The 15,102-nt window shown below is 39.7% G+C and carries 15 protein-coding genes; 11 read left to right on the forward strand and 4 right to left on the reverse strand.

Annotation, left to right across the window (positions count from 1 at the left end; translation table 11 throughout):
- The first annotated feature begins 19 nt into the window (after positions 1 to 19).
- The 6 genes from EHQ47_RS15165 (at position 20) to ptsP (ending at position 6,682) form a co-directional block, all read left to right on the forward strand.
- A complete protein-coding gene (locus EHQ47_RS15165) occupies positions 20 to 1,429 on the forward strand; it encodes a hypothetical protein (protein WP_135777514.1) in 1,410 nt (469 codons plus the stop codon).
- On the forward strand, positions 1,426 to 2,202 hold the full coding sequence (locus EHQ47_RS15170; RefSeq protein ID WP_135746762.1) for an MlaE family ABC transporter permease: 777 nt from the start codon (positions 1,426 to 1,428) through the stop codon (positions 2,200 to 2,202). Before EHQ47_RS15165 ends, EHQ47_RS15170 begins: the two co-directional genes overlap by 4 nt.
- A gap of 8 nt (positions 2,203 to 2,210) precedes the next feature.
- Positions 2,211 to 2,999, forward strand: a complete 789-nt coding sequence (locus tag EHQ47_RS15175; protein WP_135569264.1) for an ABC transporter ATP-binding protein — start codon at positions 2,211 to 2,213, stop codon at positions 2,997 to 2,999.
- Between the two features lie 32 nt (positions 3,000 to 3,031).
- On the forward strand, positions 3,032 to 3,805 hold the full coding sequence (mce, locus tag EHQ47_RS15180) for a mammalian cell entry protein Mce (RefSeq protein WP_135693582.1): 774 nt from the start codon (positions 3,032 to 3,034) through the stop codon (positions 3,803 to 3,805).
- Positions 3,806 to 3,983: 178 nt separating this feature from the next.
- Positions 3,984 to 4,892 (forward strand): UDP-3-O-acyl-N-acetylglucosamine deacetylase, encoded by a 909-nt coding sequence (gene lpxC / locus EHQ47_RS15185; RefSeq protein WP_135693583.1) that lies wholly within the window; start codon positions 3,984 to 3,986, stop codon positions 4,890 to 4,892.
- A 62-nt stretch (positions 4,893 to 4,954) separates the two neighbouring features.
- Entirely contained in the window at positions 4,955 to 6,682 is a 1,728-nt protein-coding gene (gene ptsP, locus EHQ47_RS15190) for a phosphoenolpyruvate--protein phosphotransferase (RefSeq protein ID WP_135777515.1), read from the forward strand.
- Between the two features lie 27 nt (positions 6,683 to 6,709).
- Here the strand turns inward: ptsP and EHQ47_RS15195 are convergent, their stop codons facing one another.
- Positions 6,710 to 8,053 carry a peptide MFS transporter gene (locus tag EHQ47_RS15195; RefSeq protein ID WP_135777516.1) on the reverse strand — a complete coding sequence of 448 codons (1,344 nt, stop codon included), beginning with the start codon at positions 8,051 to 8,053 and terminating at the stop codon, positions 6,710 to 6,712.
- Positions 8,032 to 8,598, reverse strand: coding sequence for a cob(I)yrinic acid a,c-diamide adenosyltransferase (locus tag EHQ47_RS15200; protein WP_135746765.1), 567 nt, complete (start codon positions 8,596 to 8,598; stop codon positions 8,032 to 8,034). The genes EHQ47_RS15195 and EHQ47_RS15200 overlap by 22 nt, the downstream gene beginning before the upstream one ends.
- Before the next feature lie 204 nt (positions 8,599 to 8,802).
- Between EHQ47_RS15200 and EHQ47_RS15205 the strand changes: the two genes are divergently transcribed.
- Together EHQ47_RS15205 and EHQ47_RS15210 are read left to right on the forward strand one after the other, a co-directional pair.
- Positions 8,803 to 9,651, forward strand: a complete 849-nt coding sequence (locus EHQ47_RS15205) for a flagellin N-terminal helical domain-containing protein (protein ID WP_135746779.1) — start codon at positions 8,803 to 8,805, stop codon at positions 9,649 to 9,651.
- A gap of 100 nt (positions 9,652 to 9,751) precedes the next feature.
- Positions 9,752 to 10,483: an OmpA family protein gene (locus tag EHQ47_RS15210; RefSeq protein WP_135746766.1), complete on the forward strand. Its 732-nt coding sequence runs from the start codon at positions 9,752 to 9,754 to the stop codon at positions 10,481 to 10,483.
- Between the two features lie 98 nt (positions 10,484 to 10,581).
- Here EHQ47_RS15210 and EHQ47_RS15215 read toward each other — a convergent pair whose 3' ends face one another.
- Complete coding sequence (locus tag EHQ47_RS15215) at positions 10,582 to 10,902, reverse strand: YbaB/EbfC family nucleoid-associated protein (protein WP_002982683.1); 321 nt, start codon at positions 10,900 to 10,902, stop codon at positions 10,582 to 10,584.
- Between the two features lie 79 nt (positions 10,903 to 10,981).
- Here EHQ47_RS15215 and EHQ47_RS15220 point away from each other — a divergent pair, with 79 nt between their 5' ends.
- The gene (locus EHQ47_RS15220) at positions 10,982 to 12,346 is read left to right on the forward strand and encodes a cyclic nucleotide-binding domain-containing protein (RefSeq protein WP_135746767.1); all 1,365 of its coding nucleotides are present in this window, start codon (positions 10,982 to 10,984) and stop codon (positions 12,344 to 12,346) included.
- 30 nt (positions 12,347 to 12,376) lie between these two features.
- Here EHQ47_RS15220 and EHQ47_RS15225 read toward each other — a convergent pair whose 3' ends face one another.
- Entirely contained in the window at positions 12,377 to 13,150 is a 774-nt protein-coding gene (locus tag EHQ47_RS15225; protein ID WP_135746768.1) for a ParA family protein, read from the reverse strand.
- Between the two features lie 95 nt (positions 13,151 to 13,245).
- Here EHQ47_RS15225 and EHQ47_RS15230 point away from each other — a divergent pair, with 95 nt between their 5' ends.
- A complete protein-coding gene (locus tag EHQ47_RS15230; RefSeq protein ID WP_135693589.1) occupies positions 13,246 to 13,626 on the forward strand; it encodes a YopX family protein in 381 nt (126 codons plus the stop codon).
- The gene (locus EHQ47_RS15235) at positions 13,623 to 15,101 is read left to right on the forward strand and encodes a tetratricopeptide repeat protein (RefSeq protein WP_135746769.1); all 1,479 of its coding nucleotides are present in this window, start codon (positions 13,623 to 13,625) and stop codon (positions 15,099 to 15,101) included. The genes EHQ47_RS15230 and EHQ47_RS15235 overlap by 4 nt, the downstream gene beginning before the upstream one ends.
- The last annotated feature ends 1 nt before the right edge of the window (position 15,102 follow it).

Here is a 15,102-nt window from a genome sequence, read left to right on the forward strand (position 1 = left end):
TTGAAGATATTGAAATTACGTGGATTCCCGCTTTAAAATTCAATTCGGAATTGTTTTTTGTCTCTTCTTTCTCAGTTCCTCGATTTTTGCCAAACTACCCAATTCCTTTACAGAAGATATCAAGTCTGATTACCACCAATTTTGGTTTTTATATGAATCTGAAGAACGGGGCAGGCAAAGTTATTTAGCCTTTCGTCCGTTTTACATGGGTTTCCAAGATAAAACCTATGCCTTTCGTTTTAAAAGTTATCTCTCCCCTATCTATTACAAAGAAGAAACCAACTACTGGTATACCTGGTCCTCTTTGTTTTTCTTCAGTGGAACAGGATTCAAACATGAAGAAGGTGACGATGATGAGGACATCCTCTTCACTCCTCTTTTGATTTGGGGGAAAGGTGAATCACAAAGAGAAAACTATTTTAGTGTGTTTCCCCTCTATGGAAAAATTAGAAACAAACTTTCCTACCAAGAACTAAGTTATGTTCTGTTTCCAGTTTACTCCGAATGGAAGTATAAAACCTATGAAGCAAAATCCATCTTTTGGCCCTTGGTGATGTGGGGCGGATCGGAAACAAGAAGTGACATTCGTATTTTCCCGATTTATTCAAAGAAGGAAAACGAAGGAAAATACAAACGACAGTCCTTTCTTTGGCCTTTTTTCCAATGGGGAGAAGAAAGATTGGATAAAAAAGAACCAACCACGTATTCTATTTTTTTCCCTCTTTATAACAGTAAGGATTCTAGAGATGGGAATATGAAAAGTAGAGCCTACCTTTGGTTTCCTATTTTGAATTCTTTATTCTCTTATGGCTATGACAAAAAAACAGGACAAACCAACTACACTGCTCTTTTTATTTTTTTTCAATATACCACTTCCATAAAAAAAGATACGGAAAAACTTGTATTTTTTCCTTTTTATGGATATTCTTATTTTGCCAATAAAGAAGCGGAGTTTATAACACCATTTTACATTCGTTTGTCGCAAAATACCTCACACTTAAAAGCTACTTCTCATTTTTTATTACCTTTTTATTCCCATATGAAAAGTGAATATGTCCAAACAGGAAGGGAAGATTATTACTGGAAACTTTGGCCCCTATTCCGGTATCATAAAGATGCCGATGGGAATTTTGGATGGAATACCCTAGCCATTATTCCAGTTCGCTTTGAAGTGATGGAGGATGTTTGGGAACCTATCTTCTCTCTCATCGAATACAAAAGATCGTCCAATGGAGAGAAACGTTTGCATTTAATCACAAGGCTTTACTCGCATCGTTGGACAGAGGATGAAACACATATCCATATTCCCTTACTCGTAGAGTATTCCAAATCACCGACGGGGTTCCGTTATGATTTTGTTTACGGATTATTTGGAATTGATACCCGAGATACAAAAAATAAATTCAAACTCCTCTGGTGGGAACTATGAAACGCCTATATTCCAAAACCTTGGAACCTTTTCTTTATGCCGTTGGTTACACTGTCCTTCTTCTCTTTCGTGCCATAGGACAATCTCACCATCTTTATTTCAAAAGAAAAGAGATCTTAGAACAAATGTTTATCGCTGGAGTTGGTTCTTTGTTTGTTGTCTCCATTGTTTCTGTTTTCACAGGAATGATCCTTGGACTAAATACCGGCCTTGGACTTCGCGACTTTGGAGCCGAAGGTCAAATTGGACTTTTGCTCACCATCACCCTCACTCGTGAGATGTCCCCATTTATGACTTCTCTCATCTTGGCAGCATCTGTTGGTTCGGCGATGGCTGCTGAAATCGGCACCATGAAAGTTTCGGAAGAAATTGATGCTTTGGAAGTGATGTCCATTAGTCCAATCAGGTATCTTGTACTCCCAAGGATAGTTGGATTCTCCTTGATGGTTCCTGTTTTATGTGTGTATTCAGCTGCATTAGGAATCTTAGGTGGTGGAATTGTAGGACATTTTCAACTGGGAATCGATATGATCAGTTATTTCCAAGATGTGTATTACAGAATCTCCTCTGTTCCTGGACTAAAAGATTTATATGTGGGTCTTCTCAAAGGTTATGTATTTGGTCTTTCCATCTCTACCATATCCTGTAGCCAAGGACTTAGGACAGAAGGTGGGGCCATTGGTGTGGGCCAAACCACAAGAAAGGCTGTGGTCACATCTTTTCTTATGGTCATTTTTTCTGGTTATGTGCTCACCGCTCTATTCTATAAATGAAGGAAATGATGGAACCCTTTGCCATTGAAATGAAAAACGTCCATAAAGCTTTCGGAAAACGAAAGATCTTACAAGGAATGAACCTAACCGTCAAACAAGGCGAGACGATGGTCATCCTTGGGCCTTCGGGAACGGGAAAATCAGTGAGTCTCAAACATATCACGGGACTCCTTGATCCAGACGAAGGAGATTGTCAGATTTTTGGTGAGTCCATTGTCAACGCCAGTGAGAAAAAAAGGGAAGAACTTAGATCCAAACTAGGAGTGTTATTCCAATCAGGTGCACTCATCAACTGGCTTACTGTTTATGAGAATGTAGCCCTTCCCTTGCGAGAACATAAAATTGCCTCTGGGGAAGAACTGGATCGTATTGTCATGGAAAAGTTAAAATGGCTCGATTTAGTTCCCGCCAAAGATACCTTACCCAGTAATATTTCCGGGGGGATGAAAAAACGTGTGGGTCTTGCACGAGCTCTCACTTCTCAACCTAAAATCGTGTTATACGATGAGCCTACTTCTGGTCTTGACCCGGTGATGTCCAATGTCATCAATGATTTAGTCATTCGTTTGCAAAAGGAATTAGGTCTAACATCTATAGTAGTGACTCACGATATGAATTCCGCTTACAGAATTGCCGATCGTATCAGTTTTCTTTATGAAGGTAAGGTACAATTTTGCGGAACCTCAGAGGAAATCCAAAAATCAACAAATCCAGTTATCCAACAGTTCATTCACGGCAATACCGTTGGCCCGATGATTCTGGATCATTCCGAATTAAAAAAAGGAAAATCCAATTGACTTTGCCCATCACTTTAGGAGAAATTTAGGGAATGCCTACCGTAGGTCGCGCTCTCATTGTCGGTCTTCTTTTTATCTTTTCACTAGTAGCTGTGGGTTATTTTACCATTGTCACAGAAGGTGGCCCTTTTCAAAAATCAGGATACCAGCTCCCCGTTTATTTTCCCGATGCAGAGGGAATCAAAATTGGGAACAAAGTCACCATCCACGGGGTACCTTTTGGTTATGTTTCCAAAATCCGATTGGTGCAAATTGATGAATATGGAAATCTACTTCCCGAGGGAGAAACAGGGATTGGAACCAAGGTGGAACTCACCCTTCTCTTAAAAGGAAAGGTGCAACTTTTCTCCAATTATGAGATCACAATCAAAAACGAAAGTTTACTTTCGGGCCGGGTGGTCTCTCTCGACCCAGGTTCTAAGTTTCCGGTCGATCCCAAAACCAAAGAATACATGATGACGGAGCCTGCCCTCACTAAAGTGGAGATCTCTCCTCGGTCGGGAAAAATGATACCCATCCAAGGAAAAGTCACCCAAGATCCACTCGTATCTCTTTCGGAACTCATTGCCGAAAACCGCTCCGACATTCGCAAAACAGTGCAAAACATTGCCGGGATCACAGGAAAGATCAACGAAGGCCAAGGGACTCTCGGAAAACTCATCAACGAAAGTGATGTCCACAAATCGGTCAATACCACCCTCGGGGATGCCCAAGTCGTTTTGAAGGAACTTCGGGAAGGATTGGAAGATACAAGGGAACAAGCACCTGTGACCAGTTTCATTCGTTCCGCTCTCAGTGCTTTTTAAGCACTAACACGTAAAATGCGGTCTGTTTTGTAGTAAAATTCTTTAGTTTAGCGCACAAAACCAGGCCGTCACATTCCCACCACACTGTTGTAAAAAGGAGACATTTTTTTGACTTGGGGTCACGGTTTTGGAATTGTCCCTCCCCCCTTTTCTACAAATTTGTAAGTAGGAACTGAATATGGTAACGGCGATACACAGAAAAACGATCCAAAACTCCATCACTCTCAGGGGAATTGGCGTCCATTCCGGAAAAATGGTGACTTTACGGCTCCATCCTGCGGAAGCAAATACAGGACTGATCTTTTACCTCTACAAAGGGACCCAAAAAATCCGAATTCCCGTCTCTCTCGACCATGTTGTCGACACAAGTAACGCCACTACCATCGGAGACGGAAGTTCCAACCGGGTGCAAACCATAGAGCACCTTCTCGCCGCAGTCCATACCTTAGGCATTACTGATTGTATTTTTGAAATTGATTCCGTCGAAGTTCCCATTATGGACGGATCCTCACTTCCTTTTTGGGAAGGAATCCGCTCGGCAGGGATTCGAGTTCTAGACGAAACTATCGAACCCATTACCATCGCAAACCCGATTTGGGTTGTAGACGGGGACAAATACCTCGTCATGTTGCCTTCTGATGAATTAAAAGTCACTTATAGCATCGATTTTAACCACCCACTGTTGCGTGGACAATCCTACACCACAACCCTTGACGAATCCATTTTAGGAACAGACATCCTTCCTGCCAGAACCTTCGGGTTTTTGAAAGATGTGGAAGCCCTCCAAGCCCGTGGCCTAGCAATGGGTGGGTCTCTTGACAATGCGGTGGTTCTCACTGACGACGGGTATCTCAACGATACTTTGCGTTATGACAACGAATGTGTTCGCCATAAAATTTTGGATTTGATTGGGGATTTGGCTGTGATGGGAAGACCGTTCCGTGGCCATCTCATTGCTTCCAAAGCGGGACATGCCCTAGACATCTCTCTTGCCAAATGCATTATGAGCCAAGTCACGGGAAACGAACTCACCCAGTTCAAAAGCAAACGAATTCCGCTCTTTTCTAAAAAACAAGCGGTTCGTTAGAATCCCTCTTTTTTTACTTTCCAAACGAAGCCTTACCGAAATCATTTTTGGCAAAGGGACGGATGGAAGAAAAAACCACATTCAAAGGCATTTCGGCCTATCCAGGCACCGTATATGGCAAGGTTTTCCGTTGGAAACAATCCAAACGGAAACGGGAAGACCGAACCGATCTTTCTCCCGATGAAATCAAAGAAGAAGTCGAACTCTTAAAAAAAGGACTACTCAAAACTGAGGAAGATCTAGCTGACCTAGTCCAAAAGTCAAAGTCAAACCGTGAACTTTCGGAAATTTTAGAATCCCAAATTGTATTCCTAAACGACCCCCTCTTTCGGGCTCGCGTTTTCGAAAGGATTGCACAAAACAACGAATCGGCGGGACTTGCCCTCGAAACAGCCGTTAGCTCCTTGTATGATGAATTCCAATCCATACCAGATGAATTTTTCAGAGAACGTGCAGATCATATTTTAGATATTGGAAAAAGAATCGAATCCAACCTCTACCCGGATAAAGTAGCCGACCAAACAAAAATTCCCGATGATGTCATCCTCATTGCGAAAGAAATCACTCCTTCGGAGATGATCCAACTAGGGAAATGTAAACTTAGGGGGATAGCGACTGATTTCGGAGGAAAAACAGGTCACACGGCAATCATTGCCAGAAATTATGGAATCCCCACAATTGTAGGTTTAAAAAACATAACCTCACACGTAGAAGATGATGATTACATTTTACTCGATGCCACCAAAGGAATTCTCAACAGGTCTCCCGGACTCGATGAGATCAAACTTGCTGGAATCAAAAGTGAAATCCATAAAGTCCAACCGATTCGTGAAGTCAGTGACGGTCCGAAGGAAATCAAAACCAAAGATGGAAAAAAGTTTTCTCTTCGCGCCAATATAGATTCCGAAGACGAAGTGGATTTGGCTTTTGAACAAGGAGCCGATGGAATTGGTCTTGTCAGGACGGAAATTTTATTCATCCGTTATGTAGAATTCAAACCCACAGAAGAAGAACAATTTGCAGTTTATAAACGAATTTTACTAAAAATGGTAGGACGTCCCGTCACTTTCCGCGTTTGGGACATTGGTGCCGATAAAATGGAGAATGGATACGAAGAAGAAAATCCTTTTCTTGGAAATAGAGGAATTCGTTATCTCCTAAGGCATCCCCACTTTTTTAAAGAACAATTAAAGGCACTACTACGCGCCAGTGAATTCGGAACCATGCGAATCATGCTTCCAATGATCACCACCAGATCAGAAATTTTACAAACCAAAGTGTTGTTTGCGGAATGTCTTGAAGAACTAAAACAAACAGGACTTGTGATCAACAAAAAAATTCCACTTGGGATTATGGTGGAAACACCGGCTTGTGCTTTAAACTTACCATTTCTTGGAAATCATGTGGATTTTTATAGTGTGGGAACCAATGATCTTTTACAATATTTACTGGCAGTCGAACGTAACAACCATTTGGTGGGAGATTTATACAATCCTTGGCAAGTCGTCTTTTTGTTATTATTAAAAAACATTGCGGATGTGGCAAATTCCCAAAAGAAACCCATAAGCATTTGTGGTGAAATTGGCAGTGATCCCATGTTTACCGCTGTCCTCATTGGGCTTGGGTTCCGAGATTTAAGCTCAGCCCTACCTCTGATGCGAGAAGTGGGAGAAAAAGTGCAAGAGATTTCTACTTGGAAGGCAAAACTTCTTGCAGAACAGGTGATTGTCCTTGCGGGGGAAGAAAAATTTGAAGAAATAGAGGCCTTGGTTTTAGAAACCAAGGGTTAAAACTTTTCTTTTCTCCGATTCTAAAATTTAGATTCGGTTGAGGTCTAAAGACAAAGAGTCATTTTTCTCACCACTTGCTAACAGATGTAAGATTGACTTTTTTCTCCAAATGTAAATGCTGTATAACAAAATGGCACCTAACCAAGAACATAGGACAAAAAATCCATAAAAAACAGTCATACTGCCCCATTGGTTTTGGTATCCTGATAAAATTCCTGCTGCGTAATGCCCAAAGGCATTGGATAAAAACCAAATCCCCATAAGAACCGATGCATATTTCACTGGAGCCATTTGGCTGACAAAGGACAAACCCACAGGAGAAAGACAAAGTTCACTCAAGGTATTCCAAAAATACACAAAAACTAAAAAAAGAATCGAAACTGAGATTCCTGTTTCTGCTATTTCTCCGGCCACCACCATCACAAGAAAACCAATCCCCAGTAGAACCAAACTCAGTACAAATTTCAAAACTGGATTGGGATTCCTGTTCTTTTTGGCTAAGGAAGTCCAAATAATAGAAACAAGTGGTCCAAAAAGAAGAATAAACAAAGGGTTGATGGATTGTAATACGGAAGCTGGAATTTCAAAACCAAAAAGAGACCGATCCGTATTTCGTAGGGCAAATAAATTAAGAGAAGAACCCATTTGTTCGAAGGCCATCCAAAAGAAAATACTAAAAAAAGAAAGAAGGACTATGAGTAAAATTTTTGGTTTGGTTTGATGGTCCGATAAACTTGCGCTAGATGGTAACAAAAAATCGTTTCCCTTTTTCCAAATGGAACTTGGCAGGCGTTTGCTTCCGAAATAAAAAACAATCATTCCAATACCCATACCAACACCGGCGGATAAAAAACCCAAATGCCAATCGACCCTTTCGCCTAAACTTCCACAAATGATAGGACCTATGAGACCACCTAAATTGATTCCCATATAAAAAATCGTAAACCCACTGTCTCGTAAACCAGGTTTTTCAATGTACAATCTTCCAAAGATGGTAGACATATTGGGCTTAAAAAATCCATTTCCTAAAGCAAGTAAAACAAGGCCTAAATAGAAAAATGAAAGGTCAGAAAAGGCAAGAGAAATATGCCCACATAACATTAAAAAGCTGCCAAGATAAATAGAAAACTGATAACTAAAAAAACGATCTGTTAGGTATCCCCCAAGAACTGGCGTTAGATAAACAAAACTGGTATAAAAAGCGTAAACTGCTCCTGCATCTGCATCAGAAAAACCCAAAGACTTTACTAAATACAAAACAAGGAGTGCCCTCATTCCATAATAACTCAAACGTTCCCACATTTCGGTGAGAAACAGTGGAGTGATCCCCTTCGGGTGTATATGCGATTCTATTTGGTCCTGCTTTTCCAAATGGTTTCCTCTTGTCCTATTGCATGATTCACAAAACGTGCTGCCGCAAATAAATAATCTGAAAGACGATTGAGGTAAATTCTTAAATCGGAATGGATTACTCCTCCCGATTCAATAAAAACAAGTAGGTCTCTTTCTAAACGCCTACAAGTCGTACGAGCGATATGGAGAGCACTTGCCATAGATGATCCACCAGGAAGAATAAAAAATTTAATCTCGGGAAGAACTTCCATCAATCGATCAATTTCTTTTTCCAAACTTTCCACATCACTCAGATGAACTACTGTTCCCTCTTTCGAATCTCTAGGCACATACCCTGCAAGTTCCGATCCAATTTCAAAAAGAAAACTTTGAATGCTCTTTAAATACTCAAGAAAGTTCGATCCCAAGCTAAGGTCTTTGGCAAAAGAAAGGGCCAGGCCAATTGTACTATTCAATTCATCACAACTTCCGTATAGATCCACTCTTGGATCTGTTTTGGAGACCTTGATTCCAGAGGCAAGGTAGGTCTGACCACCATCGCCAAATTTGGTGTAGATTTTCAATTTCCGACTCCTCTTTTGGTTAAATTTTCTTTACAGACCTTAGTTTTTTAGTATAGAATCATCTGGAAAGGCAAAATTCACGGAAGAACCAAGGGCAGGCAACCCCTTCTCTTCCCGATGGAAACGGACTCCTGGGCAGTGTTTTTTACTTTTCTCCGCATGTAGGGAAACAGGCGGGTCATGGACACACAGGAGGGTGTGACAATGATTATCAATCACAACATAAGTGCGCTTGTTGCAAAACGAGCGCTCACGAATACCGGGCGTGATATGGACAAGTCCATGGAGCACCTAGCAACGGGTATGCGAATCAACAGAGCAGGAGATGACTCTCTGGGATTTGCAGTGTCCGAAAAATTAAGATCACAAATTCGGGGCCTTGGCCAAGCAGAACGAAATACTCAGGATGGTATGTCGTTCATCCAAGTGACCGAAGGATCTTTAGACCAAGTAAACTCCATCTTACAGAGGTTACGTGAACTTTCCGTCCAATCCTCGAACGGGATTTACTCTAACGAAGACAGAAAACTGGTTCAGTTAGAAGTATCCCAACTTGTGGAAGAAGTGGAAAGGATCGGAACTTCTGCTGAGTTTAACAAAATCAAACCATTGGATGGACGGTTTTCTCGTGCTTCCAAAAATCCAATGACTTTGCAAGTGGGTGCGAACGGTTCAGAGAAAATAGAACTCTATATCAACACGATGACAAGTTCTTCACTCAAACTAAAAACAGCTGGAGCCAAGTTGACTCTATCAACTCCGAATAAGGCTTCCGATTCGCTCCAAGTTTTGGATGATGCGATCACCAAGGTCAACCGACTGAGGTCTGATCTCGGAGCCTATTACAACCGATTGGATTTAACTTTGAAATCACTGAGTAATAACTATGTGAACATTGTTTCTTCTGAATCGCAAGTAAGGGATGCTGATATGGCAACGGAAATGGTCGAATATTCCAAAAACCAAATTCTTACCAAATCAGGTGTGGCGATGCTTGCACAAGCAAACCTCCGACCGGAATCCGTAGTAAAACTCCTCACGGACAGATACTAATCCGATCGAAAAAGAAACGGAAATCCTCCTTGCAAACAAGGAGGATTTCTTCAAACTTTGTCCTTATACTTCACGAACAGTGTAAGCGAGGACAAACACTTTGAAACAAATCATCTCAGGACTTCTTTCCCTATCATTACTTTCCACAATCTCTTGTGGATTATCTGACAATACAAAAAGACTTATCTTAAGCACTTCGATTGGGTGTGGCGTTGGTCTTGCGCTTGGTGCAGTTTACGACGAAACACAACGTAAAAAAGATTCTAAAGACAAAAAGAACGACATCCAAAGACAAATCAAATCCTCATTGGCTATGGAAAAGAAAAAACCACAAAACAAAGGTAAGATTGTAGGTCTCGGAGCAGGATGTTTGGCAGGCCTTGGAACTGGTTTTTATCTCAATACAATGTACGACAACATGGCAGAAGAGATGAAAAAACAAGGAATCACTCTTACCAAAAGTGAAAGAGGCGGAGAAACAGTTGCTCTAACTGCAACTATGGATGGAGGGATTGCTTTCGAAGATGGAAAGGCCGACCTCAAAGGAAAAGGTAAAGAAAATATTGATAAGTTGGCTGAAGCACTAGCAGCCTATCCAGAAACCAAAGTCAATATCTCAGGACATGCCAATAAAACTGGTTCAGAAGATCTCAACCTAAGCCTTTCCAAAGATCGGGCAGTGACTGCAAAAAATGCTCTCACGAGCAACGGTGTGGAAAGCAAACGAATTGGAAACATTGAAGGACTAGGTTCTTCTTCACCTCTCAAAGGAGTTGATCCAAAAGATGGATCCAACCGACGTGTAGAAGTGGAAATTGTTCCCGCAAGTTAATCAATTTAAGACATAAAAAAGGGACAGAATGTCCCTTTCGTCTGCGTAAAAAAGCCTACAGTCTTTGTAGGCTTTGATTCAATCTCTTCAAAACCAATTTACATTCCGAGACCTGGAAATCCGCCCATGGCCTGCATTTGTTTGGCGGCACCGGCTTGTGCGTCTTGCAAAGCCTTTGTATAAGCTTCCTGGATGGACTTTTCTAGAAGATTTTTATCTTTTTTATCAATCAATTCATCTTCAATCTGAATGGATTTCATTTGGAACTTTCCATCCAAAGTAACAGAGAGAAGTTTGTTTTTTGAAATTCCTACAAAATTGAGACCGGCAAGTTCCTTTTCCATGGTTTTTACCTGCGATCGCATTTTTTTCATCTGTTTGAGCATATCAAACTTGTTTCCGCCCGCTCCACCGAACATAATCACCTCTTTTCCTTTCAGGATTATTTTTCTTAAAAAGAAGGCAAATATAAAACTTCTCCTTGTCGATAATGAAATTATGATCCATCCAAATTCTCCATACAAACGAATCTGGGATCTTTTTGTATTTATTTGTATTACTTACTTTGCCATTGAAGTGCCAATTCGTCTGGTCTTTCACTATAAACTTTCTGCCGGAGTGAATTACTTTGAAAGAGCGATCCAAATTGTATTTGGAATTGATGTAATTTTAAATTTTAACACTGCGATTTTAAAAGACCGACTCCTCATTCATAATAGAAAAATTGTCACAAAAAATTATTTACGCTCATGGTTTCTCATCGATTTTTTATCTGCTTTTCCCTTTGATCTCTTTGGGGGATTTTTTTTCCAATACTTCGGTGTGACCGATAGTTTAAAAATTTTGCGCCTGCTCCGATCAGTTCGAGTTTTTGAACTTTTTAAATCACTTAGACTTTTGGCCTTGGGTGCGGATTCCGATGACCGTTTCAAACTGGTCGAAGTGATCAATCCTATGACCTTTCGATTGATCTTTTTTGTGTATTGGACAAGTTTATTTGCACATTGGGTGGCTTGCGGATGGATCCACCTTGGTCCAGAGTTTTTAGCAGATAAAGACATCACTACTAGATACATCCGGGCTCTTTATTGGTCTGTGACAACACTCACCACAATCGGGTATGGGGACATCACACCTGTCACAAATAGCCAAACTATCTATACAATGGGAGTGATGATTTTAGGTGTCGGTATTTATGGATATGTCATTGGTAATATTGCCACTTTACTTTCTAATTTAGATATTTCTCGAGTCACCTTCCAAGAGAAATTAAATACCATCGATAGTTTTATTAAATATAAAAAATTACCACCTAACCTTGCCAATCGAATCCGTTCCTACTATGTCAATCTTTGGGAAAACAAACACGGAATTGATGAAACCGAAATTTGGGACCAACTTCCATCTGGTATCAAAATTGATGTTTCCATGTTTTTGCATAATCATTTAATTTCAGTGGTTCCATTTTTCAAAAATGCACCAGAGGAATTAAAAAGAGAAGTGGTATTAGAATTGAAACCCTCTTTCTATATGAAAGGTGATGTCATCTTTAGAGAAGGTGATGTTCCACATAATATGTATTTTTTATCTAAAGGCCATGTAGAAGTCATTAAAGAGAATTCAGGAGAATTACTTGCTACACTCAACTCCGGTTCTTTTTTTGGAGAGATGAGTTTGATTGATGACTCGCTACGAACTGCAACGATCCGAGCTGGTTCCTATTGTGATGTATATACTTTGGGAAAAGATAGGTTTAGTGAAATTTTAAAACACCACCCAGATTTTGCCAAACACATCCAAGGGATCGCAGAAGAAAGAAAAAAAAACCAAGCATCTAAATCAAACCCAAAAGAAACTCATTAAATTGAATTGAGTTTATGAAACCGGCCACAACTAAGGTTTCATAAAAAGAATCGAATTTTCTGGATCAACAAGGGCAATGGATTCGTCAGCTAACACATCAAAGGCATGCCAAGCATTGCTATCTTTTTTTAGTGGTTCTTGTTTTTCTGTTTTCGTTTTGATGGTTTCAGATTTAGGAATTTCAGAAAGTGTAGGAATTTCTTCAATCTGTTTTAGTTTGTCCAGTAAATCTCTGTGTTTTTTAGAAGGTCCAAACCAGGAAGGAACAAAGGCAATTTTTTTCTTTTGACTAAAGATAGTTTCTGTTTGCGAAATTTCATCAAGAAGCAAATTCACTGCTCGGATGGTCCACTTACTAGGAGTCACCGGAATCAAAATCAGTTCTGAATTATAAATGGCAGTGGTGAGTTCATGTTTGGCAGAACCCGGTGTATCGATGACCACAAACTTATATTTGTTTCGTACTTCTTCTAATGCTCGTTTGAATTGAAGGCAAAGGCTAGTTGCATCTGGATTGTATTTGGTGAGTTTTGCTAAACTAAGTGTGGATGGCAATACATCGAAGGTTTTGGTTTCTCGAATGCAGTCAGTGATCCTCTTCATCCCAAGGAGGACACTCATGACATTGGATTCGTCTAGTTGGGCTAGATCCAAATCAGGCAAACAAAAATCTGTCAAATCTCCTTGCATGTCCATGTCGATGACCAGAGTTTTCCCCCTTCTGGCAAGGGCACAGGCCAAGTGAGCAGCTGTAGTAGACTTTCCACTCCCCCCTTTGATATTGGAAATCGAAATGACCTTCATGGGGCATAGAATCTTTCGAATTCTCCCATTGACCATCGATTTTTTTTTGAATTTTCCTTGGAAAGGACTTCGCTTGCCTTAATTTGGGTTCAGTTATGGCATTTACAATTCGGTTCCGCGTTTGGGACAAACAAGAAAAAGAATTCACCCAGAAAGGCTTTAGTTTAACCCTCGATGGAAAACTTCTGAAGTTTGGACAACCAATTTCGAATGAAGACAATTATGTTGTAAATAGTTTCACAGGTCTCAAAGACAAATATGACAAAGATCTTTTTGAAGAAGACATCATTGAACATACGGTTGCCAAAGGTGGAAACCTAACACAACATACAGGGGTAATTCGTTATAACAACGAACATGGGGCCTTCTATTTGGAAAATGGACCTCCTATTCTACAACTTTTCTCCATCCGTAAGGTGGGAAATCCATATGAAAATCCCGTTCTATATGATTTGTATTTAAAAAGTAAATCTTGAGATTTTTCCTTTTCCTTCTTACATTTTTAATTTCATTTTCAAGTCCTCTTCGAGCGGGTCTCTTAGAGGAATATTGGAAGGCAGTCCAAAACACAAAAGAAAAGTTTGAAATTTCAGACCATAGTCCCAAACGTTTTAGTTTTCGATTTGGTGCTGATCTTCCCATTGTTTTACATAAAGAATCCTTAAATCATGAAATTTTTTGGTTCTGTCAAAAGTATTTAGACAAATACCATACAAACTACCCCTATCCAAGATTCAAACAGGACATCAGGTCTCACCTAACAGATCATTATGGAGATCCTGCTCAAAATTTTTTAAGTGGAAAACTTTCATTTTCCTGTTTTTCCGGATGGAAAGAAGGAAGTTCTTTATTAAAGCTTTCTTTCTTTTTGAATGATGAAGAATTTTTTCCTTATCGTTGGGATTATTTTGATTCCAAAGGCCAAATGTTTCTCACAGAAGAAGACGAAACAAAGAATGGGAAAAAAGATAGTTTTACCTATTACGCACAAGGAGGTTGTCCAAAAGAAATCACTAAAGATAAAAATGATTTTGGCGGCATGGACGAATGGTGGTACTTTAAAAACTGCCAACTGGTGCGCGTTGAATACGACTCCAACGAAAATGGATTTAGGGAACGAATTTGTTATTATGAAGGCAACAAAGAATCCTATTGTGAAGGTGTAGGAGAAAAAGAAGAGAGAGAAGGAATCCAACTAGAAGCAAATCAAAAATTCCAAGAAGCATTAAAAGCCTATAGAAAGTCTTTAAAAGAATACAAAAAGGAAGTATCCATCGGAACATCTCGCACTTGCACTTTATTAAAAAAAATTGCAAACATTGAATACTCTGAAAGAGACTTTCCTTCCTTTACAAAAACACTTGATGAGTTTTTTTCTTATCGTGCTTGCGAATCCGATTCCCTCGATGTTTTAATTTATAAATCCTATTATTATCTTTATGTCCTAGGTGATTACAAAACGGCAAAAGATAGTTACCAAAAAACTTCTGAAATATATAAAAAAACTCATGGGGAAATTAGTCCTGAAATTTCACTCAATTTAGCCTACGCACAATTTATGGATAAAGATCCAAATTCTTGTTTAGTTAGTTTAGAAAAACTGAATAGCCGTCGGTTGACCGCTTATCCTCGATTTTTTCTCTTTTACTACCGGGGATCTTGTGAACTAAGTCTTGGCCGCTGGGAAGATGCCTATACAAACTTAAAACGAGCACAAATATTGGGTGGAGAAAAAGAATTTTTGCCTGTTGTGTATTATAAATTGGGAAGGGCTTCCTTTGCAACAAACAGAGACCAAGAAGGAAATCTTTGGACCCACCAAGCCTTACTCTATGATTTTGAATTAATCGAAAAAATGAATATTGATCCTCTCTTTGATCGTTTTTTTGAATCTCCCAATGGGATTTCACATAAAAGAAAATATTACTTGAATAAACAAAAAAAACAATGAT

The sequence above is a fragment of the Leptospira bourretii genome, assembly GCF_004770145.1.
Lineage (GTDB): Bacteria > Spirochaetota > Leptospiria > Leptospirales > Leptospiraceae > Leptospira_A > Leptospira_A bourretii.

Excerpts from the sequence above, each read along its gene's own strand:
- EHQ47_RS15170 (WP_135746762.1), top strand. The coding sequence starts at position 1,426 with ATGAAACGCCTATATTCCAAAACCTTGGAACCTTTTCTTTATGCCGTT.
- EHQ47_RS15175 (WP_135569264.1), top strand. The coding sequence starts at position 2,211 with ATGGAACCCTTTGCCATTGAAATGAAAAACGTCCATAAAGCTTTCGGA.
- mce (WP_135693582.1), top strand. The coding sequence starts at position 3,032 with ATGCCTACCGTAGGTCGCGCTCTCATTGTCGGTCTTCTTTTTATCTTT.
- lpxC (WP_135693583.1), top strand. The coding sequence starts at position 3,984 with ATGGTAACGGCGATACACAGAAAAACGATCCAAAACTCCATCACTCTC.
- ptsP (WP_135777515.1), top strand. The coding sequence starts at position 4,955 with ATGGAAGAAAAAACCACATTCAAAGGCATTTCGGCCTATCCAGGCACC.
- EHQ47_RS15205 (WP_135746779.1), top strand. The coding sequence starts at position 8,803 with ATGATTATCAATCACAACATAAGTGCGCTTGTTGCAAAACGAGCGCTC.
- EHQ47_RS15215 (WP_002982683.1), bottom strand. The coding sequence starts at position 10,902 with ATGTTCGGTGGAGCGGGCGGAAACAAGTTTGATATGCTCAAACAGATG.
- EHQ47_RS15220 (WP_135746767.1), top strand. The coding sequence starts at position 10,982 with ATGATCCATCCAAATTCTCCATACAAACGAATCTGGGATCTTTTTGTA.
- EHQ47_RS15225 (WP_135746768.1), bottom strand. The coding sequence starts at position 13,150 with ATGAAGGTCATTTCGATTTCCAATATCAAAGGGGGGAGTGGAAAGTCT.
- EHQ47_RS15230 (WP_135693589.1), top strand. The coding sequence starts at position 13,246 with ATGGCATTTACAATTCGGTTCCGCGTTTGGGACAAACAAGAAAAAGAA.